At 41.4% G+C, this 23,857-nt stretch carries 22 protein-coding genes and 2 pseudogenes; 11 read left to right on the top strand and 13 right to left on the bottom strand.

From position 1 onward, the window contains the following. Positions 1-237: zinc ribbon domain-containing protein (locus IM319_RS08400; RefSeq protein WP_287734055.1), on the top strand; the 237-nt coding region annotated here is incomplete at its 5' end. Then, the gene (locus IM319_RS08405; RefSeq protein ID WP_287735291.1) at positions 215-475 is read left to right on the top strand and encodes a hypothetical protein; all 261 of its coding nucleotides are present in this window, start codon (positions 215-217) and stop codon (positions 473-475) included. The genes IM319_RS08400 and IM319_RS08405, both read left to right, overlap by 23 nt. Here the strand turns inward: IM319_RS08405 and hrcA are convergent. Continuing rightward, positions 462-1,538: a heat-inducible transcriptional repressor HrcA gene (hrcA, locus tag IM319_RS08410; protein WP_287735279.1), complete on the bottom strand. Its 1,077-nt coding sequence runs from the start codon at positions 1,536-1,538 to the stop codon at positions 462-464. The two genes, IM319_RS08405 and hrcA, sit on opposite strands and share 14 nt — an antisense overlap. Before the next feature lie 136 nt (positions 1,539-1,674). Further along, positions 1,675-2,013: a rhodanese-like domain-containing protein gene (locus tag IM319_RS08415; RefSeq protein ID WP_287735280.1), complete on the bottom strand. Its 339-nt coding sequence runs from the start codon at positions 2,011-2,013 to the stop codon at positions 1,675-1,677. Positions 2,014-2,339: 326 nt separating this feature from the next. Between IM319_RS08415 and sbcC the strand changes: the two genes are divergently transcribed. Genes sbcC through recJ form a run of 3 tightly spaced genes read left to right on the top strand, consistent with a single transcriptional unit; the run spans position 2,340 to position 7,964 of the window. Beyond that, positions 2,340-5,363 carry an exonuclease subunit SbcC gene (sbcC, locus tag IM319_RS08420; RefSeq protein WP_287735281.1) on the top strand — a complete coding sequence of 1,008 codons (3,024 nt, stop codon included), beginning with the start codon at positions 2,340-2,342 and terminating at the stop codon, positions 5,361-5,363. 19 nt (positions 5,364-5,382) lie between these two features. Continuing rightward, the gene (locus IM319_RS08425; RefSeq protein WP_004163207.1) at positions 5,383-5,637 is read left to right on the top strand and encodes a MoaD/ThiS family protein; all 255 of its coding nucleotides are present in this window, start codon (positions 5,383-5,385) and stop codon (positions 5,635-5,637) included. Positions 5,638-5,681: 44 nt separating this feature from the next. Next, on the top strand, positions 5,682-7,964 hold the full coding sequence (gene recJ, locus IM319_RS08430) for a single-stranded-DNA-specific exonuclease RecJ (RefSeq protein WP_287735282.1): 2,283 nt from the start codon (positions 5,682-5,684) through the stop codon (positions 7,962-7,964). Between the two features lie 118 nt (positions 7,965-8,082). On the opposite strand, the gene IM319_RS08435 is transcribed toward recJ, so the two are convergent. After that, positions 8,083-9,030 carry a methyltransferase domain-containing protein gene (locus tag IM319_RS08435; RefSeq protein ID WP_287735292.1) on the bottom strand — a complete coding sequence of 316 codons (948 nt, stop codon included), beginning with the start codon at positions 9,028-9,030 and terminating at the stop codon, positions 8,083-8,085. A gap of 173 nt (positions 9,031-9,203) precedes the next feature. Here IM319_RS08435 and accA point away from each other — a divergent pair, with 173 nt between their 5' ends. Both accA and IM319_RS08445 read left to right on the top strand, forming a co-directional pair. Further along, on the top strand, positions 9,204-10,193 hold the full coding sequence (gene accA / locus IM319_RS08440; RefSeq protein ID WP_286826919.1) for an acetyl-CoA carboxylase carboxyl transferase subunit alpha: 990 nt from the start codon (positions 9,204-9,206) through the stop codon (positions 10,191-10,193). Positions 10,194-10,330: 137 nt separating this feature from the next. Beyond that, a complete protein-coding gene (locus IM319_RS08445) occupies positions 10,331-10,621 on the top strand; it encodes a nucleotidyltransferase family protein (RefSeq protein WP_287735283.1) in 291 nt (96 codons plus the stop codon). Between the two features lie 382 nt (positions 10,622-11,003). On the opposite strand, the gene rpmA is transcribed toward IM319_RS08445, so the two are convergent. Beyond that, the gene (gene rpmA / locus IM319_RS08450; protein WP_287735284.1) at positions 11,004-11,273 is read right to left on the bottom strand and encodes a 50S ribosomal protein L27; all 270 of its coding nucleotides are present in this window, start codon (positions 11,271-11,273) and stop codon (positions 11,004-11,006) included. 34 nt (positions 11,274-11,307) lie between these two features. Continuing rightward, positions 11,308-11,697, bottom strand: a complete 390-nt coding sequence (gene rplU / locus IM319_RS08455; RefSeq protein ID WP_149989476.1) for a 50S ribosomal protein L21 — start codon at positions 11,695-11,697, stop codon at positions 11,308-11,310. Positions 11,698-11,892: 195 nt separating this feature from the next. Here rplU and murQ point away from each other — a divergent pair, with 195 nt between their 5' ends. From murQ to IM319_RS08475, 4 genes are all read left to right on the top strand, one after another. After that, positions 11,893-12,813 (top strand): N-acetylmuramic acid 6-phosphate etherase, encoded by a 921-nt coding sequence (gene murQ / locus IM319_RS08460; protein ID WP_286826921.1) that lies wholly within the window; start codon positions 11,893-11,895, stop codon positions 12,811-12,813. 27 nt (positions 12,814-12,840) lie between these two features. Continuing rightward, positions 12,841-14,331 carry a site-2 protease family protein gene (locus IM319_RS08465; RefSeq protein WP_287735285.1) on the top strand — a complete coding sequence of 497 codons (1,491 nt, stop codon included), beginning with the start codon at positions 12,841-12,843 and terminating at the stop codon, positions 14,329-14,331. 179 nt (positions 14,332-14,510) lie between these two features. Beyond that, entirely contained in the window at positions 14,511-14,876 is a 366-nt protein-coding gene (locus tag IM319_RS08470) for a DUF4164 domain-containing protein (RefSeq protein WP_287735286.1), read from the top strand. Between the two features lie 109 nt (positions 14,877-14,985). Continuing rightward, positions 14,986-15,564, top strand: a complete 579-nt coding sequence (locus tag IM319_RS08475) for an esterase/lipase family protein (RefSeq protein ID WP_286826924.1) — start codon at positions 14,986-14,988, stop codon at positions 15,562-15,564. 171 nt (positions 15,565-15,735) lie between these two features. Here the strand turns inward: IM319_RS08475 and IM319_RS08480 are convergent, their stop codons facing one another. From IM319_RS08480 to IM319_RS08515, 8 genes and pseudogenes are all read right to left on the bottom strand, one after another. After that, entirely contained in the window at positions 15,736-16,326 is a 591-nt protein-coding gene (locus IM319_RS08480; RefSeq protein ID WP_287735287.1) for a HEAT repeat domain-containing protein, read from the bottom strand. A gap of 1 nt (position 16,327) precedes the next feature. Then, positions 16,328-16,837: a HEAT repeat domain-containing protein gene (locus tag IM319_RS08485; protein WP_287687050.1), complete on the bottom strand. Its 510-nt coding sequence runs from the start codon at positions 16,835-16,837 to the stop codon at positions 16,328-16,330. A 1-nt stretch (position 16,838) separates the two neighbouring features. Beyond that, positions 16,839-17,222 (bottom strand): annotated as a pseudogene (locus IM319_RS08490) (HEAT repeat domain-containing protein); the annotation flags it as partial. A gap of 21 nt (positions 17,223-17,243) precedes the next feature. Then, on the bottom strand, positions 17,244-18,425 hold the full coding sequence (locus IM319_RS08495) for an RNA-guided endonuclease InsQ/TnpB family protein (RefSeq protein WP_287735288.1): 1,182 nt from the start codon (positions 18,423-18,425) through the stop codon (positions 17,244-17,246). A 176-nt stretch (positions 18,426-18,601) separates the two neighbouring features. Continuing rightward, positions 18,602-19,198 (bottom strand): annotated as a pseudogene (locus IM319_RS08500) (NACHT domain-containing protein); the annotation flags it as partial. A gap of 114 nt (positions 19,199-19,312) precedes the next feature. Continuing rightward, positions 19,313-20,047 (bottom strand): M15 family metallopeptidase, encoded by a 735-nt coding sequence (locus tag IM319_RS08505; RefSeq protein WP_287078598.1) that lies wholly within the window; start codon positions 20,045-20,047, stop codon positions 19,313-19,315. A 31-nt stretch (positions 20,048-20,078) separates the two neighbouring features. Next, positions 20,079-21,470, bottom strand: coding sequence for an NAD-dependent malic enzyme (locus IM319_RS08510; RefSeq protein ID WP_286824423.1), 1,392 nt, complete (start codon positions 21,468-21,470; stop codon positions 20,079-20,081). 212 nt (positions 21,471-21,682) lie between these two features. Continuing rightward, positions 21,683-23,857: an O-linked N-acetylglucosamine transferase, SPINDLY family protein gene (locus IM319_RS08515; protein WP_287735289.1), complete on the bottom strand. Its 2,175-nt coding sequence runs from the start codon at positions 23,855-23,857 to the stop codon at positions 21,683-21,685.

A 23,857-nucleotide genomic window follows, 5' to 3' on the forward strand; every position in this document is an offset into this window, starting at 1 on the left:
TCCTGTTGCGGGAATATCGGCGGGAAAAAGGCGTTAAATATCCGTGAGTGGGAATGTCTTTTCTGTGGCACTTTTCATGATCGAGATGTAAACGCTGCGGTAAATATCAAGGTCGCCGGAGGACATTCGGAGACTTTAAACGGACGGGTCGGAAAGCGTAAGACTTCTGTTAAAGAAGCAGCATCCCGTGAAGCGTCAACCCCATTCAGCGACCATTCTAAAAAAGTGGCGTGGTGAGGAATCGCCGTCCGTTTTACGGTGGCGAGGATGTCAATTTTGGGCGCTAAAATCGATCGCCTGTGGGGCGCGTCGGGGACAGGATTGGGAGTTCGATGGGGAGGTGTGGGTGGCGCTGGTGCGGATGTTGCTCTGTTTTGCCAATTCTGGCTATTTGGGCGATGGTGAGACAATTTTAGAGTTTACTGTCGATTGTCCTATTCCCGAACCTTTGCGGGCGATATCTACTTACTTATAGCCTCGCTGAGATAGTTAGCGGTGGATTCCACTAGGGGAATAGTATTTTCGTATAACATTCGCGTGGGTCCGATAATGCCAACACTACCGACGGGAGTATCTCCCTGTTTATAAAAAGCGGAGATAAGAGTACAAGGGCGCATGGATTCCAGAGGATTTTCGGAACCAATGGTGATTTTGACTTTTTTAGCTGATTTTTCCGGTTCTGGTCTTTGTAAAATCAGGGGTAAAAGGCGATCCTGTTCTGCTTCCAATAGATGCAGTAACATTTGTACTTGTTGCCATTGGGCGAATTCTGGCTGTCGAATGACTTCAGCGACACCATGGACGATAATCTCTGGGTTGGCAGTGGATTGGAGACTAGCGCTGATTTCTTGGCTTAATTGTTGGAGAAAATGGGTATAACGGGCAAATTCTCGCTCGATTTGCTGCCAATCGAGGTTAATTAAATCTGCCAAGCAATAACCTTTTAATTTTTCCCCCAGAAAATTAGAGAGGATTTGTAATTCTTCTGCTAATCCATCCTCCTTGTCCGTTTCCATAGACTCGTGAATCTCGATCATAACCGAGCGTGTTTGTAAACTATCTGTAACAATAATTAACATAATCTGCCTGGCTGAGACGGGGATTAATTGCAGATGACGCAGGGTATTGGTGAGGGTGTGGGGGAGGGTAACGATAGCGATATAACCGCTTAAACCAGCTAAAAATTGGGTGGCCCGTTGCAGCAGACTTTCGAGACTCCAAGCGGGAGATTTAGCGTTTTGATGCAGATAATAGCCGATTTTTTCGCCGATACGGTCATCGGGAGTCATTAACTCATCGACGTAGAGACGATAACCCCAATCGGAGGGAATGCGTCCGGAGGAAGTGTGGGGTTGATAGAGTAGGCCTTCTTTTTCCAGTTTACCGAGAGCATTGCGAATAGTGGCGGAACTAACAGTAAATTTGTACTCCTCGATTAGAGTTTTCGAGCCAACTGGTTCGGCCGTGGCGATATAATGTTGGATTGTCGCCTTTAAGATATGTTGATAGCGATCGCTGAGATGGGTTCTAGCGGACATAGGGGAATAATCTTAACAAAAGATTTATAACATTTTTTCAGACAGTATAACGCTTAATCAGTTATCAGTTATCAGTATTCAATGGGGAGAAAGGGGATAGTTGGCCTCTCTCTTTTCCCGATGGGGGCGATCAAAATTAGTAACGGGGAATATTAGAATCGACGAGGAGGGAATAAGCATCGATGCCACCGTTAATATTTTTAACATTAGTAAAACCCTGACTTTGTAGCCATTGGCACATTTGCAGGGATCTCATGCCATGGTGACAGATAACGAGGGTTTCTGCTTGGGGGTTGAATTGGGTGGCAATAGTGGACGACCATTCTCGGTATTGACTCAAGGGTAAAATGGTAAAACTGGCTAGAGATGCGATCGCAACTTCCTCTGGTTCGCGCACATCAATAAGTTGTAAATTAGGATCATGATCGGCTAAACGGAGAGCGAGTTCATGGACGCTAATTTCGGGAATGCTCATAGATTTGGTCTTAAGAATCGGTTATCTTTCCTTTAGAGTAGCAAATCGGGCGACTCCTGGCGGTTATCTGTGAACAGTGCCTAGGTTGTAATGATGGTGAGGAAAATTCTGGGAAACAAAAAAAAGCGCATTTGTCCCCGGCTTGATTTCAGTTAAGCTTTGATCAGAGGTTATTGCAGGAGGAGGTTATTGATACCGAATAGATTCACCCAGATGTATTGCGCTGAAGCTATCTTTTCCCCAGTTTTTTATCCTCTGATGAATTTCTAACCTATACTGCTTTCTCCCCCTCTCCCTACTTCATAATTGATAATTTCTCCCAGCTTATGATTCCCCTACAATTAACCCTGAAAAATTTTCTCAGTTATCGCGAGGCAGTGCTAGATTTTCGCGGATTACATACGGCCTGTATTTGTGGTGCCAATGGTGCGGGAAAATCCTCTTTACTCGAAGCAATTACTTGGGCAATTTGGGGAGAAAGTCGCACCTCGACTGCTGATGATGTGATTCATGCGGGCAGCGATTATGCGCGGGTAGATTTCGAGTTTAGTTATGGGGGAGAAATTTATAAAATTATCCGTAGTCGTCACCGGGGGGGAAAAGCTTCTGGTTTAGATTTTCAGGTGATTAATGATCAAAGTTTTCGTCCTTTGTCGGGCAAAAGTATTAAAGATACCCAAGCACAGATTAATACTTATCTAAAAATAGACCATAAAACTTTCATTAATTCTGCTTATTTACGACAGGGACAAGCGGACGAGTTTATGAAACAGCCTCCCAGTGGTCGTAAACAGATTTTAGCAGAATTATTACAACTCGATCGCTATGAAATTTTAGCAAATAAAGCTAAGGATATATCGAAACAATTTGATGGACAGTCCCTCCAGATCGAGCAGCAAGTAGAAACTATCAAACTCCGTCTTCAGGAGAAAAATTCTTATCAGGAACACCTGCAAGAATTAAGCACCCAAATTAACCAAATTAATCAAGAACAAGAGGTAAATAATCGGCGTTTACAGCAACTACAGGGGGAAGAAAATCAGCGTCAGAATTGGGAAAAACAGCTACAGTGGCAAAGAGAACAGGAGCGAGCTTTATTAGCAGAAATCGAGAGATTAGACCGGGAAAAAGTTAGTCTAGACAATCAATTAAATCAAATAAGGACTATTCTTCATCGCAAAAATGACATTATTACTGCACACGAGCGCCTAAGTAATTTAGACCAGAAAGAGGCAAGTTTGTCAAGTCAATTGCAAGCTTGGCAACAGGCCCAGTATGATAAACAACAATTAGAACAGAAATTACAGCAAAAAATTAACGAATTTACCCTTCCCATCCAACAAACGAGCGCTCGTTTAGAAGAATTGCGAAGACAGGAACAAGAAACTCAAAAAATTATCGAGCAAGCGGGGGATATTCAAGCAGGATTAGAGAAGTTAAATTATCATCGTCAACGTCTTCAGGAATTGGATAGATTAGCTTTAAAATATGCTCCTTTAAATAGCCGAAAAGCTGATTTAAATATGCAGTTGGAACGGGAAAAAGCTAAGATCAATGCTCGTTGGGAACAATTGCAAAAAAATCGGCAACAATTAGAGACAGAAATCGATCGTATTCCTCTACTAAGAGAGGAAGCTCTCAATTTAGCCAAACGAATTAAGGAACTAGATAAAAAACAAACCTATTGTGAACGAGTTGAAGAAAAGGAAACTCTTAAACAAGTGGATAAAAAAAGTTTATTGGAGCAACAGAAAAGATATGAAGAACAACTTTTAGAGTTAAGTGATAAATTGGAAAAATTAAATATTCCCGATTCGGTTTGTCCTCTGTGTGAACAGAATTTAGACAGTCATCACCGTCATCAAGTAATCAGGAAAACCCATCAACATCAAGAACAAATTCAAGAGCAAATCTGGTCCCTACAGGAACGGATGGCAGACTGCGATCGAGATTTAAAACGTTTAGGGGAGGAATTAGCCCAAATTAAACAAGAATTGCCGGCAAGATCGAATCTACAACAAAAATACGTGCAGTTGGAAGTCAAGTTAGAAACTATTGAAGAAAAGGAAATAGAACTAGAGAAAACCGAGGAGATACTTGTCGAGTTAGAAGCACTTTTAAGCAGTGGTAATTATGCCCTAGAATTCCAGCAAGAATTACAAATTGTCAATCAAGAAATCGCCTTTTTAAACTATGATGAACAAAGTCATGCTTTAGTCAGAGGAGAAGAAAAAAGATGGCGTTGGGCAGAAATTCAAGAATCAGAACTTAAGCAATCAAACCGTCGTTTAGCTAATATCAAGGCCGAGAAACCTAATTTAATTAATCAATTAGCTAGACTAGAACAAGAGAAGCAAGAACTATGTCAAAATTCCCCACTTAAACAGGAAATTAAAAGCTTAGAAAAGTTTATTCAAAACTTAAATTATGATCGCAGTGAACATCAGAATATTCAAAATCTGATCCGACAATTACAGGGGGTAAGATTACAGTATCAAGACTGGCAACAAGCAGAAAAAAATTATCCAGAAATAGCCGCTAAAATCGCTGACATTGAGCAAAGATTACAGCTGCGAAATCAGGATCGCCAGAAGCTGAATCAGGAGTTAGCAAATATTAGTCAAAAGATTGGTACTTTGACTGACTATCGCCAAGAAATAGCCGCATTATCGACCAATATTCAACAGCGAAGACAGATAATTGATGGATTGCTCTCCCAAAAAGGTCGGGTTGAGGAAAAATTACATCAACTAGAAACTTTAGGTAAACAACTGACAGAAAAAGAGGGCGATTTAGCTAAAGTAAAAAAACAATATACAGTTTATAAAGAGTTAGCCATAGCTTTCGGTAAAAATGGTTTACAAACTCTGATGATTGAGAATGTTTTACCGGAGTTGGAAGCACAAACTAATTATATCTTAGCTCGCTTAACTGGTAATCAATTTCATGTGCAGTTTTTAACCCAAAAAAGCGGTAAAGGTACGAAGAAACAGCGACAAAAGTTAATCGATACTTTAGATATTATTATTGGCGATACCAGGGGATCTCGTCCCTACGAAACCTATTCAGGAGGGGAAGCTTTTCGGATTAATTTCTCGATTCGATTAGCTTTAGCGAGATTATTGGCACAAAGAGCCGGAACAGCCCTACAAATGCTCATTGTTGACGAAGGATTCGGAACTCAGGATGCGGAAGGATGCGAGCGCTTAATTGCGGCAATTAACGCTATATCCGCCGATTTTGCCTGTATTTTGACTGTCACCCATATGCCCCAATTTAAAGAAGCTTTTCAACATCGCATCGAAGTCCGCAAAACCGAACAGGGTTCCCAATTGATGTTATTATCCTAGGAAAAATATTGATGTAAAGATGGAAAAGATTACGATCACAGTGAAACTATTTGCTATTTATCAAGAAGTCTATCAAACTTCACAATTAAACCTCGAATTTCCTGCCCACACTTCCGTTACAGAAGTGTTAAACTATATTATAGCCCCCTATCCTCAATTAGAAAGATGGCGCGATGTTACTCGTTTTGGAGTCAATCTTCAGTTTGTTTCGGGAGAGAAAATCCTCAAAAATGGCGATGAGATAGTTTTGATTCCCCCCGTTAGTGGTGGCTAAATTGACTGCCACCTTTTTTACTTTTTACTTTTCCTTGATATCCCGTGTCTAACTGGCAAATTCCCCCATCGGTAGCTCTTCCCCAAGAGTTTTTAAAAATAGTCCAATACTATACCCCAGAGTCGGATGGCAGCGTCGTAGCACAAATATTATGGCATCGCGGTGTCCGGGATATGGCAACTCTGGGGACGTTTCTGGATGAGAAAGCTTATCAGTCAAAAACTCCCTTTGATTTTGGGCAAGAAATGAACTTCGCCGTCAAAAGACTGGAAAAAGCCCTAAATAAAGGCGAAAAAGTGACTATTTGGGGTGATTTCGATGCCGATGGTGTCACCGCTACCAGTGTCCTCTGGGAAGGATTAGGGCAGTTTTTCCCACCCTATCAACAGTTAGATTATTACATACCCGATCGCCAAAAAGAATCCCACGGCCTCAATTGTCCCGGTATCGAGAAACTAGCGCATCAAGGAACCCGTTTAATCGTCACCTGTGACACAGGAAGCACGAATATCGCCGAAATTGACTATGCAAAAAGTTTAGGCATCGATATTATCATCACCGATCATCATACCCTACCCGACGAGCGCCCCGAGGTGATTGCCCTGATTAATCCCCGCTACTTTGTGGAAACCCATCCTTTCTATCATCTTTCTGGGGTTGCCGTTGCTTATAAATTAGTGGAAGCGATGTATTTAACCCTGGCAGATATTCCCAGAAAACCCCTAGAAAATTTACTCGATTTAGTTGCGATTGGTTTAATTGCCGATTTAGTCAAATTGACGGGAGAATGTCGTTATTTAGCCCAAAAAGGTCTTCAAAAACTGCAAAACACTCAGCGTTTGGGAGTTAAAAAATTACTCGATTTATGTAACAAAACCGGAGATAGACCGATGGATATATCCTTCGGTATTGGACCGCGCATTAATGCCGTCAGTCGCATTTATGGCGATGCTAGATTTTGTGTGGAATTACTTACCAGTGAAGATGAAAAACGTTGTCACGAATTAGCTGAACAAGCGGAATTAGCCAATATTCGTCGCCAAGAAATCCAACGAGATATTATTAAACAAGTTCAGAAAAAACTAGAAATAATTGATCTTTCTACCACTAATGTAATTATTTTAGATGATCCCCAATGGATGGCGGGAATTTTAGGATTAGTTGCGGGACAAATTGCCCAAGAATACCAGCGACCGACAATTTTATTAAGTACCAGTGAACCACCTTTTGCTAAGGGTTCCGCTAGGTCAATTCGCGAGATCGATCTCTATCAATTAGTATCCTCTCAATCCCATCTTTTACATCGTTTTGGTGGTCATCCTTTGGCCGCAGGTTTAAGTTTAACTATAGAAAATTTACCCCTATTTATTGAGGGAATTAATCAACAATTGCGACGCACAGGAATTGATTTAACTTCCCTTTCTCCTGAGATAGAAGTGGATGCAGTGGTGACGGTTTCCCAATTGGGAAAAAGTCTATTTCGAGAATTAAAATTACTGGAACCCTGCGGGATGGGTAATCCCACACCGAAGTTATTAATTCAAAATTGTTATTTTCACAATCTTTGGCATAAAAATCTTGAAGATTTCAAGGGCAGAAAAATCGCTTATCCCCGGACAACTTTTGAGATCTGGGATAGTTCAATCGAGCAGGGATTCCCCGGTATGTGGTGGGGTCATCACAAAGACGAAATTGCTGCCGATACCCGTTATGATGCCCTAGTCGAATTAGATTTTAATACCTACAAAAATCGCTATGAAGTTCGCTTAATTGCCTTGCATCCCTATCAACAAGAATCCCTAACCTATAGCAATAAAAAAGATTTTTTAATCGACAATCGCCATCGAGAAATTAATCGAGAAGTTAGCCAATTAAATCCCCTTTTTCTCTGGGAATGTCCCCGGGATTGGACAAAACTTTCCCGGGAATATCAACAGGCAATTTTACGGGATAAAAAGTTAGTTCTTGCCTATAGTAGTCCTTTGAAAAAATCCGCTCACAGCACATGGATAAACCTTGTCGGGATCGGGAAATATTTAGCTAGAACTAAAACCAGTATTTCCCGTCAACAATTACAAAACCGCTTAAACCTCAGTTATCATACCCTAGAATTAGGATTAATTTCCTTAGCAGAAAATGGCTTTAAAGTCAATAAAAATCAAGAAAATTTATCCTTTGAATTAGTCAATCATGAGGCAAAAATTAATAAGATTGAGCAATTTCTAGAAGCGGTGGCACTAGAAAACTTTCTCCAGCAATACTTTGCTACTGTTCCCCTAGAAATTCTGCAAACAATTCTTAATCATGAAGACTCGATCGATTTCTAATTATAACCCTTATTTACTGATGACTGATTACTGATTACTGATGACTGATAACTGATTACTGATTACTGATTACTGATTACTGATGACTGATAACTGATTACTGATTACTGATTACTGATTACTGGTCACTGATTACTCCTTGACCGAAGAATTTCGGGGGTTTTGCCAGGGTATAAACTTCCGTATTTTGTGCGATTGCTTGACGAATATAGAGAGGAGTTTGTAACATTCCTAGTAAACTCATGCCATCAATTAAACGTAATCCTCCCGTAGTTGTATCGGTGATTAATTCATCTACCACATCGGGATCGGGACGAGTATTTAAAGGATGATTAGCACAGAGAGTAAAACCCCAAGGGGAACCATAACTAGGAGTGGGAGCGCAATAGGAATGAACGTAGGGAAAAACTGCTTTTAAAGTATTCACCAAACGCGCATGATACATCACCGAAGGAGGAGAAACCGGGCCAGATTGGACAACAACAATGCCATTTGCTGCCAAAACTCTTTGTAGTTTTTCAAAGTATTCTTTCGTGAATAGGGGGAAAGAAGGACCCTCTTCGATGGGATCAACCAGATCGGATATAATAATATCCCATTTATCGTTAGTGGTGTCTAAAACTTCTAAAGCATCAGCGACAACTAGCTGAAAACGAGGATCATCAAAAGTGCCTTGGTGCATTTCGGGAAGATGTTCCTTACAAGCTTCTACCACATCCCCATCGATATCGATCATCATCACTTTTTCGATTGTTTTCCAACGCAATAATTCCCGGGTTGTCGCACCTTCACCACCTCCCAGAATTAAAGCAGTTTTTGGTTCTTGGTGGGCAATCATTGCCGGTTGCACTAATGCTTCATGATAAATAAATTCATCCCCCGTACAAGATTGCCATTTGCCATCCAGTACCAAGGCTTTTCCATAGGCCCCCGATTCAACAATATACATCTCCTGAAAAGCGGTTTTTTTGTAGGCTAAAATCCGGGAAACCCCATGACTATAAATGTCCCAGGGGGTAATATATTCGTTAACCCATAGATCCGCTTTTAGTTCACTTCCTGCCATAACTAATCCTCCTTGGGGTGAAAAAGGCACGATCTATTATCATACCACAATTAACCAATTTTGATCAATAACCTTAATCATCCCCCGGTAATCCCGAAGCTGTCGATAATCGATCGCTGAAAAACGGTAAGCTAGAAAAGATTAGCTTAAAGTAAATTTATAGCCACTAACCTATGACTAAAAACGAGACTACCGAGAAAAAGATTTTTCTCCTAGATTTTGAGAAACCCCTCTACGAATTAGAATCCCGCATCGAACAGATTAAAGAATTAGCCCAAGAAAATAGCGTAGATGTCTCGGAACAAATTAGTCAACTAGACGAACGAGCTAATCAATTACGTCGTGAAATTTTTAGCAATCTCACCCCTTCCCAAAGGCTACAATTAGCCCGTCATCCCCGGCGCCCCAGTACCCTAGACTATATTCAAGCAATCACCGATGAATGGTTCGAGTTACACGGTGATCGCGGTGGTTACGACGATCCCGCTCTTGTGGGTGGTGTTGCCCGTTTTAACGGTCGTCCCGTGGTGATTATCGGGCATCAAAAAGGCCGGGATACTAAGGATAATGTGGCTAGAAATTTCGGCATGGCTGCCCCCGGTGGTTATCGTAAAGCCATGCGTTTAATGGAACACGCCCATCAGTTTAATCAGCCAATTTTAACCTTTATTGACACCCCCGGCGCCTGGGCGGGGGTGGAAGCGGAAAAATTAGGTCAAGGAGAAGCGATCGCCTATAATCTTCGGGAGATGTTCCGTTTAGATGTGCCGATCATTTGTACTGTTATTGGCGAAGGTGGTTCGGGCGGTGCTTTGGGCATTGGGGTCGGCGATCGCCTATTAATGTTAGAGCATTCTGTCTATACCGTGGCGACTCCCGAAGCTTGTGCGGCCATTCTCTGGAAAGATGCCAAAAAATCCGATAAAGCAGCAGTTGCCCTCAAAATTACCTCAAAAGATTTAAAAGAGTTAAATATTATCGATCAGATCGTTCTTGAATCCTCCAGAGGGGCCCATGCTGATCCGATTAAAGCGGCAGCCAATTTAAAAGCCGCTATCAGTGAAAATTTAGAGGCTTTATCTTTGTTAACACCCCAACAACGGCGCGAATCTCGTTATCAAAAATTCCGCAATTTAGGCGTATTTTTAGAAGCTACAGCTTAATCAGTGAGCAGTGAGCAGTTATCAGATGTGAGTTTTCAGTGATTAGTTTGTTTTGTAGATTTGGAAGATTTCAGCTTCAGTTTAAGGGTTGCACCGACAAAGCTATAATATTGGTGGCAGGTTCAAGAACACACCAAATGAAACGGGACGAGGTGCTGGCAATTCTAGAGGCACACCGAGAACAGTTACAAAAACTAGGGGTGAAATCTTTGTCTTTATTTGGTTCAGTGGCAAGGGATGAAGCTGATGCCGATAGCGATGTAGATTTGTTAGTAGAATTCGATCGACAAGGTGGTTTTTTTCAACTTCTGCAAGTACAGTATTATTTAGAAGATATTCTGGGATGCTCTGTGGATTTAGGAACTCAGGATGCCTTAAGAGAACATTTACGAGAACCTGTGCTTGAGGATCTGATCAATGTCTTCTAGAGATTGGCGACTCTTCTAGGTTCTGTGTGATAAGTTTAACTTACCATAGAAGCGATCGATCTTTGTGTCCTTTGTGTCTTTGTGGTTCGTTCCACCCCCTCGCTAGGAGGAATGTATCTTAGAATACATTTTACCCACCAAACTTGGGAGAGCCACTTTGGCTCTTCTGGTTTATGTGTGGAAACGAGGTCTATACTGATAGAATATCTGCAAAATAGCCCTAAAAGTCTTGCCCGATAAGCATTTCACGATTCCATAAGCAAAAATTATCACACAAAGTCGAGAAGAGCCGTCTAGTCTGTCAACAGATATAAATTATTTGAAAAACCCCCTAGTATGAGTTAGGAGGTTACAGGGAAAAAATTAATCAGGGTTGATGGGATTAACTAGCGCTAACTTTAGCAGGATAAACGCTAACTTGACGGCGACTTTTATCCTTGTATTCAAATTTGACCACACCATCAATTAAAGCGAATAAAGTATCATCGCCACCACGACCAACATTTTTACCCGGGTGAACTTTAGTACCCCGTTGACGGATGAGAATATTTCCCGCTTTTACCACTTGACCACCGTAGCGCTTAACGCCTAGGCGTTGGGAACGAGAATCGCGTCCGTTGCGGGTACTACCCGTACCTTTCTTATGAGCCATAATTTCTCTCCAAATGCTTTTTTGATTCTAAAAGTTATTCTTCTTCATCGCTACTATCTTCTACAACTTCAGCGACGGAGGTAGCAGCAGTGGCGACTAGGGTTTTACCGTTATAATTGATTGAATCAATCATAAAACGGGTAATTTCTTGACGATGACCGCGTTTTTTACGGGTTTTCTTTTTCGGGCGCATTTTATAAACAATAACTTTTTTGCCCCGACGATGTTGCATGACAGTCCCTTCGACGGTGGCCCCTTCGATAAAGGGTTGACCGATGCTAATATCATCCTCATCATGGATTAATAGCACTTTGTCGATGGTATGGGTACTTTGTTCATCGACGGGAAGAAGTTCGATATCGTAATAGCGACCGGGTTCTACCCGAATCTGTTTGCCACCGGTCTCAATAATTGCGTAACTCATGAATTTTCTGCGCTCGTTTTGCCGTACAGGTAGCTGAAAAAAATTCCAGCTTTTGTGCTAATGTCCTCACCTGATCCGAGCAGGAATTGACACGATTTACTATTATCTAATATTCGGGCGGCAATTGTCAAGCTTTTTACCCACCGATTGGCTATATACTGAAAATAATCTTACGAAAAGCTCAATTAAACCGTTATGGAACAGTGGGAAAGCAGAGGACACCTTTTAACCGAACAAATTAACCCAAATAGCCTAAATTTAGACCAATTAAACCCGCTCGAATTGGTGGATCTCTTCAATCGCGAGGATGCCCAAACCCTAAAAGCGATCGCCATGGCCCGGCAAGAATTGGCCCTGGCGATCTCCCTGACCAGTCAAGCTCTGGCTAAAGGTGGTAGACTCTTTTACATTGGGGCGGGAACCAGTGGCCGGCTGGGGGTTTTGGACGCGGCCGAATGTCCCCCCACCTTCTGCACTCCCCCGGAATTAGTACAGGGAATTATCGCCGGTGGAGCGGCGGCGCTGGTGCGTAGTTCCGAAGATTTGGAGGATAAAGCGGAAGATGGGGCGGCGATTATTGCCCAGCGAGAAATTCACGAATTAGACGTGGTAGTGGGGATTACCGCCGGGGGGACAACCCCCTACGTTCATGGGGCTTTACGGGCGGCAAAACAGCGAGGTGCGACGACGATTGCTATTAGTTGTGTCCCCGCCGAACAAGTGGATATCGCGGTGGATGTGGATATCCGGTTATTGACTGGACCGGAACTTTTGGCCGGCTCCACACGGCTGAAAGCGGGAACGGTGACGAAAATGGCTTTAAATATCCTCTCCACAGGGACAATGGTAATGTTAGGCAAGGTTTACGGCAACCAGATGGTCGATGTGGCAGTTACTAATCATAAACTCCATGACCGCGCCCTGCGGATTATCTGCAACCTTACCGATGTTAGTCGCCAGGAAGCGGCTATTTTACTGGAAAAAAGTGGCCGCCGGGTTAAACTGGCTTTGTTAATGCAGAAAACGGGACTTTCGGCGGCCGCAGGACAAGAATTGTTACAAAAGCATCGGGGTCAATTACGGGCTGCCCTGCAAGCTTATAATCAAATTGATTGATAAAAACCTATTGATTTTGACTTTCCTATGGTTAATATTTCTTCGGAAATTGCTGCGATCGCTGTTATTTTCCTCGTCGCTGGTGCTATCTTGACTTGGAGTTTTTATCGGGCTAAACCCTACGGCCAACTGGGAATTTTAGCTTGGTTACAATCCTTGGTACTCATAGCTCCTTGGTTAATTTTTTTCGGGCTATTTGCGGCAGGAATTTATCTCAATCTAGCGGTAATTCTCTTTTTACTGGTTGCTTCCACCATTATCTATATTTATTTGGGCAACCGTTTACGCTTACTGAAAACCAATCAGATAATTGAACCGAAAGTTAACCCGGCAGTTAGCCAGTCCGTTACTCCTCTCGAAACCACGGCAGCGGTGACAGTAATTGTACCGGATGTGATTCCAATTACCGAAGAGGATTTAAAAGTTATTCAGAGTATTTTTGGGATAGATACTTTTTTTGCCACCGAGACTATCTCTTTTCAGGAAGGGGCAATTTTTAAAGGCAATTTACGGGGAGAACCAGATATCGTTCACTCTCGCTTAACCCAGAAATTAAGTGTTCATTTTGGCGATAAATATCGTTTATTTCTGGTGGAAGGAACCGAGGAAAAACCTGTGGTAATTATCCTTCCCAAAACTAACGATCCTAGTCCTGCCACTCTTGCTCAAAAAAATCTCTCTTTAGTTTTGTTAGTAGCCACTATTGTCACCAGCTTAGAAGCGGCGGGAATTTTATTGGGTTTTGATTTGTTTAGTAATTGGCAGAGATATCGAGAAGCAATTCCCCTGAGTTTGGGTTTATGGTCGGTATTAATTGCCCACGAAATCGGTCATCTAATTATCGCTAAACGCCATAATGTTCGTCTCAGTTTACCCTATTTTCTTCCCACTTGGCAGATTGGTTCTTTTGGGGCAATTACTCGTTTTGAATCTTTATTACCTAACCGCAGTGTTCTATTTGATATAGCTTTCGCTGGTCCTGCTTTGGGAGGTTTGGTTTCTTTAATCTTATTAATTGTTGGACTAACTTTATCTAATTCTGCCAGCCTTTTTCAAATCCCTAGTACCTTTTTCCAAAGTTCAATTTTAGTGAGTTTTTTAGCGCGGATAGTTTTGGGCGACGAGTTACAAAATGCCGTTATCTCCGTGCATCCTTTAACTGTTATCGGTTGGTTAGGATTGGTGATTACCGCCCTTAATTTACTGCCCGCAGGACAGTTAGATGGTGGCAGAATTGTTCAAGCTATTTATGGTCGCAAAATTGCCCGCCGTACCACTGTCGCCACTTTGGTCATTTTAGGCATTATTTCCTTAGTTAATTCTAGCAATCCCATTCCTCTCTATTGGACAATTTTAGTCGCTTTTTTACAAAGAGAGTTGGAAAGACCTAGTTTAAATGAGTTAACCGAACCCGATGACAAACGCGCTGGTTGGGGTTTATTACTACTCTTTTTAATGTTAGCGACTCTGATTCCTTTAAGCCCTAGTTTAGCAGGACGGTTAGGCATCGGTGGCTAAATACTTTCCCGAAATTCTTGCCATTGATTGCTGTCAAAAAAAGCTTGACAAAAACTCAAGTCTTGAATTATAATTTTCTTATAATGGGAATCCGTGTCCGCCTATAGACTCCTGATTTTTCGGTAAGATATAGCCTCCAGCATTTAGCCCTGAAGATTTGACTTTTGGAGTGGCTCAAAATGTCTAACGAAACTGTCACTTATTCCCTAGAAGCTGTCCTGACAAGGATTGAGGGGAAAATCGACTCTCTGGAAAAACGCCTTGACGAGAAAATCGACTCTCTGGAAAAACGTATTGATGAGAAAATCGACTCTCTGGAAAAACGTATTGATGAGAGATTTGACAAGATAGAAGACCGGTTAACTAAAGTAGAAATAGGACAGGCCGAACTCAAGGGAGATATTAAGACTTTAGACGAAAAAATCAATGGATTAACTGCAAGAGTTGCCTATCAGGAATTAACCAATCGAGGGATTCTGATAGCATTGGTAGTCGCTATTTTAGGAGGTGCCGCTAAACTTTTTGGTTTTTTCCCTAATCCTTAGAAGTTGCCGGTAGCCGTACCTAGTAGATAGGCTCTTCCCAAAAATTTTTCGCTCATCACCCCGATCAACCGTTAGAATAGATTCAGAATTTAAGGATAAAATCTCAACTATGAATCCCGTTGTTTTGGTGCATGGTTTTCTGGACACTACTGCTGTTTTTAAACCGATGAGCAAGTATTTAAACTATCATGGTTGGCAGGTGCATAGTTTTAACCTAATTCCCAATCATGGTTACGAAAAGTTAGAAGTTTTAGCGGGTCAGGTAGATAATTATATCGAGAAAAACTTTGCTAAAGAGCAGAAAGTAGATCTGATTGGGTTTAGTATGGGAGGATTAATTACCCGCTACTACCTGCAAAGATTGGGAGGAGTGGAAAGAGTGCAACGTTACCTAAATATTTCTGCTCCGAATCGAGGCACTTTAACCGCGTATAGTTTACCTTTAGATGGGATTAGACAAATGCAGCCGGGGAGTCAATTTCTAGAGGATTTAAATCAAGATTGTCAACAAATTTTAAATAAAATTAAAACCACAATTATCTGGACTCCCTACGATTTAATGATATTTCCCGCCCATAGTTCTCGTTTATCGGTGGGCAAAGAAATTTCCATTCCGGTATTGCTTCATGCTTGGATGGTCAAAGATAGCAAAGTTTTAACAACAATTAAAGAGACCTTATTAGAATAGAAATACTGGTTGTCTCCAAAACTGGAACAGGGTCAAGATATCACCAACAAAAAAGTTAATTATCATCAAAAAAGCTTGACTTATGGTTATAATTGTGCTAATTCAAAAATAAAACCCATCAGCGGCGGACTTCGGGATTTGTATCATTAGAAGATTATTAAACCTCTCGGTTTACTCACTTAAATTAGCAGTTTCTAGCCATTTTTTACCCATTTCAATGGGAATACCGAGGGGAGGACAGAGGATTTTAATTAATTCAATTCCTCCCGTGATTAAAATGCTTCTTAGGCGAGAATTTTTCTTGATTTCTGCGTCAATTTGTGCGACAAAAATTTTTTTTTCAACTTCGGTATTAGTGGGATAAGTTTGGGTGAGTTGGCTGATAAGTTGTTGAATTTCTTGGGCGGCTTCGGCTAAATTTTGGGGTGTGGCGTAATTATGTTGAACTGCTTTTTGATCTCCTTGCACCGTATCGGCAAAGTTAGCAATATTTGCTCCACGAAGGTCATATTTAGAAGTTTCTGACATAAGATTAGAAGATTGAAGATTACTGATGATAATTATAGCATCCATAATGGCAAAACTGACATTAAGATCGGCTTCAATTTCTAGGGCTTGGCATAGAGTGGGAATGGCTTTTTCGGTGGCAAGTTTAGCTAAGGATTGAGCGGCTTTAATCCGAATAATTGAATTTTTGTCTGTAAATAGTCTTTTAGCAAGGGTTCTGATAATTAAATCGAGGGATTCTGTACTCAATTTCATATCAGTTTACTGCATAACGAGAGCCAATCTTACCGAGGGCATCAACAGCACTGAAACGCACGCTATCATCTTCATCGGAACATACATTTACTAGATAAGGAATAACATCTTCTAGTCCAATTTCACCTAAAGCAATTGTGGCTGTGACACGAACTTTTACTTCCTTATCTTGTAGGGATTGAATGAGATAGGATATTGCTTTTTCACTACCAATTTTTCCGAGAGATTCTGCCGTGATTATCCGAATATCGGGATTAGCATCAGATAAGCAGAAAGCTAGGCAAGGAATGGCGGATTCATTGCCAATTTCTCCTAAAGCTCGAATCAGATTCAGGCGAACATTAAGATCATTTTCTTGCATTAAATGAGATACTAAGGTATCGGCAAGGCTGCTATTGCCAATTTTTCCCAAAACTTCGGCGGCTTTAGCGCGGATCTGGGGGAGAGAATCTTTGAGTTTATTCAATAAAGTATTGATGGCGATTTGGGTGTTATTAAGTTGCTGAACCATGTTATTTTTTCTCTGGGTTATTGTTATTAGGTTGCTGGGGATAATTCTGTTGGTTTCCTTGCACATTATGAGCTAAATTGCCAATAGTAGCTCCTCTGAAATCATAGGTAATAGATGAGGTTTCAGAGGTTGGGGATTGAGTGGAGTAAGAAATAGATTCAGGGAGGGGGTGATAGTATTTAAGTTTGTTTTGAATTGTGTCTAGTGCTTCTCTAGCTTGAGAGAGAGTATCGCCATTATTTAATGTGACAAAATCAGGATTTTTTAGGCATTTGATAAGTTCAGTCATCGCCGCTTCTGAGCCAATCTTACCCAAAGCCGCGGCTGCGTTCCTACGAACTTCCCAATCAGAGTGTTCTAAAGCCTTGATTGACGCTCCCATCGCTAAAAGCGAGGGATTCCCTGTTCATCCAGTTACCTTATCTATTAAGCTTTCACCTAATAGACAGTGGGTAGTCTGTCCGAGGGCTTGAATTTCTGTCCGCCCGACAGTATTTGCTCTGCGAAGGATGTTTATAGCGGCGTTTTCGTCTCTATCCAAGACACAACCACAAGAACAAATATGTGTCCTTACAGATAATGTTTTCTTGACAATATTGCCACAATCAGAACATTGCTGACTTGTATATTGTGGATTTACCGCTACCACAAACTTCCCGTGTATTTTTCCAAAGTAGTCTAACCAATCGGTGAACATTGACCAACTTGCATCAGAAATTGATTTCGCAAGTTTTCTGTTTTTCACCATATTAGAAACCTTCAAATCCTCATAGACTACCAAATCGTTAGATTGGATTAACGCTTTTGCTGTCTTAACGGCAAAATCTTTACGTTGTCTAGAAACTTTTAAATGAAGGCGGGCTACTTTAGATTTCTGCTTTAACCTTTTTTGGCTTCCCTTTTTCTTTTTGGAGAGTTTACGCTGTGCCTTTTTCAGTCGTTTTTCGGCTTTACGGAGGAAACGAGGGTTATCAATTTTATCCCCATTAGAGTCGGTCAAGAAATGGTTTAAACCTAAATCAATCCCTACTTCCTTTCCTGTAGAATTAAGCAGTTCTACTCGTTCAAGGTCTAAGACAAATTGACAATAAAATCCGTCAGCCCTTTTAATAAGCCTAACTCTTTTGATTAGAGGCTTATCTAGAATTTCACGATTATAAGAGCCAACTAGCTTTAACTTGCCAATTCCAGTTTTATCTGTTATGTGGATAGACTTTTTATCTTCTGATAATTTCCAGCCAGAAGTTTTGTACTCCACAGACCTTGAGAACTTCTTGAATTTAGGGTAGCCTTTTTGAGCTAAACCTTTCTTACAATTGTCATAAAAACGGGATACAGAAAACCAAGCTCTTTCAGCACTAGCTTGACGAGCCATAGAGTTAAGTTTACCTACAAACGGAGTATCTGTATCATTACTCAACGTTGTTACAAATTTGCAAAAAGAAGCATAATTTACCTTATCTTCTCTGTGGGAATCCATCCAGAGTCTAATGCACTTATTCCGAATGAACTGTCCTATTCTAATAGCTTCTAAGATAGCTATTTGTTGTTGTTGTGTAGCTTTAACCTTAAACTCTATGACTCGCATTGACCCGACCTCTCAATGTGTTATGTTATAACTATATCATCTCACTGTGCAAACTGTCAAGGGTATGAAATAAATTTAATTAGACCCCCCCTAAGTATCAATCGTGCTTCGCTGTTTTATATTGGTCGGCTTTTCATCTCATCGGTAAAACCGAGAGCCTTCAAACCGACATTTCAGGTGAAAATCATCGAAATTTCTGCATACTGCTGGCGAAAGTTTTTTAAATTCTGTCGCGCAGCTTCCGAGGGCAATTCATTGATACCATCAAATAATAATAATGGTCTAAAATTCTGATTTTCTAACAGCCAACTTTCTAGGGTATTACTATCAATAATTAATTTATGGCGTTTCAGGAATTGTAAAATTAAATCAAGAATTGAGGTTTCATACAAGCGTAATTCGATGAGAATGGGAATTTGAATGATTTTAGCCTGATTTTGTTGATTTGGGCGCAAGCTTTGCGCTTCTTCTAATAACAATCTTGCTAAAGCGGTCGATTTTCCTGAACCCGGACGACCTTTTAAAAGAACGTGATTAGCCTTATACTTGCGTAAACCATCTAAAACAGTGAATCTTTCGGTTTTTTCTGGTCTTTCTGGTCTTTCTTGCGGGTTTTCCCGTTCTTTTTCAATCGTCTGTACCCACAAATCCCTTAGCAAGGGTGCAGTTTTCGCTGGGCGCGTTTTTCCCTCTACGTCGGTGAGGGTGTAAAATGTCTCCCATTGGGCGTACTTTTCCGAGATTGATGTGAGATAAGGAGTCCAGTCAATCATTTACCTGTCTGTTAGTTCGAGAAGGAACCCCGATGAAACTCTCTAATATTTTTAATTGTAGGCTAAGAAGATTTGGTCATGACTTACAAGATAGAATTTAGAGTCGGGATTATCTTATTTTTGTTTTCCTAATTGTTGAGCTTTATAAAAAGTTTCTAAACTGTCACTATCCCCGACAAAACGCCAGTGCCAAGGCTCATAATTGATACCCTGGGGATTATTTTCGGGGAAAGATAACTCGAAACTATACTGAGCAGCGTTATTTTGTAACCAACGAAAAGCGGCAGTATTAGCAAAACTGGTACTTAAATTCGTTGCGGGAGCGCTACTATCGCCAATATCGATCGCATAACCGGTATGATGTTCACTGTAACCCGGAGGTGCGCTCACTTCTGCTCGTTTGCGGGTTGGCTGATTGCGTTGTTTTTTCACTTCAAAAAAGAGCTTTTCTTGGGTTGCTTTCGATCGAAAAGCCGAAATTGGCATTAAAATCACCCCCGACCTTCTTGCGTCACTCTGCATCTGGATAAAAGCCTTGGCTGCCGGTTTCCTTAAACGCATAGCACCATCCCCAGTAATAGGGGCTAATTCCGTCTCTGGAGCCTCTTGGTAGGGTAAATGACCTAGAATGTTCTCAATGGGGCTAGGAGTGGCTTTAATGACGGGTGAGGGGTTAATAACTGGTTTTTTTAGGGAAGCAGAGGGACGATTCAAGACTACTATGGCAATTATCCCAGTTCCCAGCAGAGCGAGTAAACCGCTTGCGATCGCAAATATCCCCAGAGAATTAGTAGTTTGTCTGTACTGGCTGTCCCGTAAAGCTTCGGGAATATCATCGATCGGTTTCACGGTTCACTTACCCTCCTGCACGATAATTACATTATTCCCCGGCCACTCCATCTTGACGAGCAGCGTGTTGAACGGCGGCGGCCACAGCCGTAACTACACGACTATCAAAAACCGAGGGAATAATATTCTCTCGATCGAGATTAGCAGGAGTGATCAAAGAAGCGATCGCTTTGGCCGCTTCCAGATACATATTATCGGTGATTGCCCTAGCGCGACAATCCAGGGCCCCGCGAAATAATCCGGGGAAAGCGAGAACATTATTAATCTGATTGGGATAATCGCTGCGTCCGGTAGCCACCACTGCCACCAAATCATTGATTAATTCCGGTTGAATTTCGGGAATCGGATTAGCCATGGCAAACACGATCGCATCTTTAGCCATTCCTTTGACCATTTCGGGAGTCAATACCCCCGGTGCGCTCACCCCCAAGAAGACATCAGCGCCTTTAAGAGCATCCCCTAGCTTCCCACTGGCAGCCACGGCCCAAGCTTGTTTTTCTGGGGTTAAATCGTCCCGGTTTTGGGAGAGGATGCCATGGGAATCACAGAGGGTTATATCTGTAGCTCCTGCGGTTTTAAAGAGAGTAGCGATGGCGATTCCCGCCGCACCCGCACCATTAATGACGATTTTGACTGTATCAAGCGATTTTTTGACCAATTTGAGGGCATTAATCAGGGCAGCCAGGGAAACGATCGCTGTACCATGTTGATCATCGTGGAAAACGGGAATATTTAATTCCGCTCGCAGACGTTTCTCGATTTCAAAACAGCGTGGAGCGCCGATATCCTCTAGGTTAATACCCCCAAAAACCGGAGCGATTCTTTTGACGGTTTCGATGATTTCTTCGGGGTCTTGGGTGGCTAAACAGATGGGAAAAGCATCAATTCCAGCGAATTCCTTGAATAACATCGCTTTCCCTTCCATTACCGGCAAGGCAGCCTCTGGCCCGAGATTTCCCAATCCTAATACGGCGCTACCATCGGTGACAACAGCGACGGTGTTGCCCTTGATGGTCAATGAGTACACTTGTTCGGGTTGGTGGGCGATAGCGGTGCAGATGCGACCAACTCCGGGGGTGTAGGCCATGGCTAGGTCATCTTGGGAGGTGAGGGGAATACGACTTTCAATGGAGATTTTACCCCGACGATGGAGATCGAAGGTGCGATCGGAAACTTTAAGAAGTTTAACATCCGGTAGAGCTTTAACCGCGGCGATAATCTGTTCCGCTTGGTCGGTACTAGCAGCATCAACCATCACTTCTCTGGTGCTAATCTTTAAATTGCGTTCGATCAGAGAAATTTGCCCTAAATTACCCCCGACATCGGCGATCGCATTGAGGACAGAAGCGAAGGTTCCCGCTTGATTGGGGATTTCTATCTTGAGACTTAAACTATAGCTAGGATTGGGCGTTAAATGAACCATGCTGAAGGCTTCCAATACTGATAAATATTGATTATCTTCTATCTGTGAGGGACTTTGGTATCTAATCGCGCAGTTTCTTTAGCTATTATGATCCCTGTGGGCCTAACACCAGTGGGACCACAGGGAGTCAGACCATGGCAGTTATCTTAATCATGAGGTGGGAAGTTGTCCTTTTAGGGGAGTCAGTCCTCGGTCGTCGATGGCAAATTAGGTTAGACTTCATCTTGATGAGAAAGGCTGTAAATATTCCACATTTGCCGATAAGCAGTTTCTAAATCTCTGGTAAATTGTTTGGCATTCCAGAGGGGAGATGTATGACGAGACTTTCGGAGTTTCCAACGGACTTCTTCTCTTAAATTTTTATCCAATCCTAACTTAATTCCCCACTGCATATATTCTTCATCACTCCAAGCTATACCCTCAGTTATTCCCGCATTCATCATTAAAGTATAACCGTTGCGGGATGACCATTGTTGCCCCACTTTAACCACGAGAGGAATTCCCATCCAGAGGGTTTCTAAGGTGGTTGTACCACCATTAAAGGGATAGGTGTCCAAAACCACATCAGCGATGGCTAAATTTGCCCTGTAGGTTTCCGTCTGATAGAGAGGAAGCATCTTAATTCGATTAGTTTCTACCCCAACTTCTGCGGCAATTTGACAGAATAAATCCCAGAGGGAATTATCATCAGCAACTCCTTGAACCAGGAAATAACTATTAGCTACGGATTTGAGGATTTGCATTTGTAAGCGAATCATCGCAGGATTACGCTTAATTGCCGTTTGAGAACTTAGGTAAATAACCGCATCATTATTAATACCTAAATCTTCTCTTCGCAGGGTAGGAACGGCTATTTCAAAACCATCCACAGCGACAAAAGCGTCAGGTAAACGCCAGATTTTTTCTTGATAATATTCTTGGGCATTTTCTGGTAGTACATAAGCATCCGCTAAAAGATAATCTACTGCGGGTAAACCGGAACCATCAAAACCTAACCAGTTAACTTGAATAGGAGCAGGTTTTAAGGCAATAACTTGGACAACCATTGGTCCAGTACCACTATCTAAATCCACAAGAATATCGATGTTATCTTCTTTGATTTTGCGATAGATTGCTAAGGAATCAGCAGTAGCATGATAGATTTTATCTGCGGGATTAGAAAACCATTGTTTCGTTATTTCATCCACAGATTGATTCACCATATAAAGATGGATATCAAACTGTTCACGATTGTGATGATTAATAGTCCAACGACTCAATAAACCGACGGGATGACGTTTTAAGGTTTGGGCAATGTAACCAATTTTCAGTTTTTTATTGGGATTATCTTCTCTAGGTTTGTCAAAACTTTCCTCCTGAAAACCCAGCATTGCTTTGTAGGTTTCTTGGAAAAAACTGCCAATCTGACTTAAAAGCGGTCGATTCTCTTTCGGGTTATCTTCATAGTAAGAAATCGGGTTCATCACTGTTAGTAAAGCTTCCCGCACTAAGGGGTGTATGTCTTGGGGTTTTTCTTTTAGAAATTGTTTAATTAAGTGTTTATACTCTTGACAAATACTAGGGATGTCATTCCATTTTGAGGCTCGTAAAGAACCACTAAAGAGGAGAGATTGACTAAACATTTTTAAATCAATTGTTTGACTTTTATCTTTAAATTCTTTGATAAGATGTATCCCTGTTGGGTAGTTAGGGACAGAGACACAAAACCAAAATAAATTAGCTACTAAGTACAAATTTTCGGGATAAAGGGGAAGAAAAGCTTCCGCTAAGTCAACGGAATAAGTAGGTTGATATTTCTCAAAAGCAAAGTGTCGGGTGACAGTGATGACGTGATTAAGTAATTCTGGAGAATTGCCAAGATAGGGTAAACTTAACCGAACTAATTCTATGGTATATTCATGATCGTAAGGTATGACGGCAATTACTACTCGTTCCAATAATTGAGCGTTAACTGAACCCTGGGTAATTAATTCTAGTATTTGCCATTCTTGCAGTTGTTGAGGATCAAATCTATTTAATTTAATTTCAATGAGGGTTAAATGTAGTAAATTATCGAGATAACCGGGATTAATTTCCTGTAGATGTTTACGAATTAACCAACTGATTTCTAGATTTTCTAACTCTAATTGTCGGTTAGCTTCGGCAGCTAAAATATTGCTTAATTCTAGCAGCCATGACTCGGTTTCCTGTTCATATCCTTGAGTGAACACAAATAACCAAGTAGCTTGTGCTTCTTCTTCTTTTGCCTGCAAAAGATAGGATAATCCTAAATACCAATAATAACTAATTTCTAGGGGTTCTTTTTCTATCAGTTCTTCGTAAAACTGACTAACAATATCGTATTGATTGTTTTCTAAAGCGGTTTTTACTTCATTTTGCCAAGACAT

The organism is Microcystis sp. M113S1 (assembly GCF_020246945.1).
GTDB lineage: Bacteria > Cyanobacteriota > Cyanobacteriia > Cyanobacteriales > Microcystaceae > Microcystis.

Coding starts and splice junctions, on each gene's coding strand:
- hrcA (WP_287735279.1), bottom strand. CDS start 1,538: ATGTCCGCTAGAACCCATCTCAGCGATCGCTATCAACATATCTTAAAG.
- IM319_RS08415 (WP_287735280.1), bottom strand. CDS start 2,013: ATGAGCATTCCCGAAATTAGCGTCCATGAACTCGCTCTCCGTTTAGCC.
- sbcC (WP_287735281.1), top strand. CDS start 2,340: ATGATTCCCCTACAATTAACCCTGAAAAATTTTCTCAGTTATCGCGAG.
- IM319_RS08425 (WP_004163207.1), top strand. CDS start 5,383: ATGGAAAAGATTACGATCACAGTGAAACTATTTGCTATTTATCAAGAA.
- IM319_RS08435 (WP_287735292.1), bottom strand. CDS start 9,030: ATGGCAGGAAGTGAACTAAAAGCGGATCTATGGGTTAACGAATATATT.
- accA (WP_286826919.1), top strand. CDS start 9,204: ATGACTAAAAACGAGACTACCGAGAAAAAGATTTTTCTCCTAGATTTT.
- IM319_RS08445 (WP_287735283.1), top strand. CDS start 10,331: ATGAAACGGGACGAGGTGCTGGCAATTCTAGAGGCACACCGAGAACAG.
- rpmA (WP_287735284.1), bottom strand. CDS start 11,273: ATGGCTCATAAGAAAGGTACGGGTAGTACCCGCAACGGACGCGATTCT.
- rplU (WP_149989476.1), bottom strand. CDS start 11,697: ATGAGTTACGCAATTATTGAGACCGGTGGCAAACAGATTCGGGTAGAA.
- murQ (WP_286826921.1), top strand. CDS start 11,893: ATGGAACAGTGGGAAAGCAGAGGACACCTTTTAACCGAACAAATTAAC.
- IM319_RS08465 (WP_287735285.1), top strand. CDS start 12,841: ATGGTTAATATTTCTTCGGAAATTGCTGCGATCGCTGTTATTTTCCTC.
- IM319_RS08470 (WP_287735286.1), top strand. CDS start 14,511: ATGTCTAACGAAACTGTCACTTATTCCCTAGAAGCTGTCCTGACAAGG.
- IM319_RS08475 (WP_286826924.1), top strand. CDS start 14,986: ATGAATCCCGTTGTTTTGGTGCATGGTTTTCTGGACACTACTGCTGTT.
- IM319_RS08480 (WP_287735287.1), bottom strand. CDS start 16,326: ATGAAATTGAGTACAGAATCCCTCGATTTAATTATCAGAACCCTTGCT.
- IM319_RS08485 (WP_287687050.1), bottom strand. CDS start 16,837: ATGGTTCAGCAACTTAATAACACCCAAATCGCCATCAATACTTTATTG.
- IM319_RS08495 (WP_287735288.1), bottom strand. CDS start 18,425: ATGCGAGTCATAGAGTTTAAGGTTAAAGCTACACAACAACAACAAATA.
- IM319_RS08510 (WP_286824423.1), bottom strand. CDS start 21,470: ATGGTTCATTTAACGCCCAATCCTAGCTATAGTTTAAGTCTCAAGATA.
- IM319_RS08515 (WP_287735289.1), bottom strand. CDS start 23,857: ATGTCTTGGCAAAATGAAGTAAAAACCGCTTTAGAAAACAATCAATAC.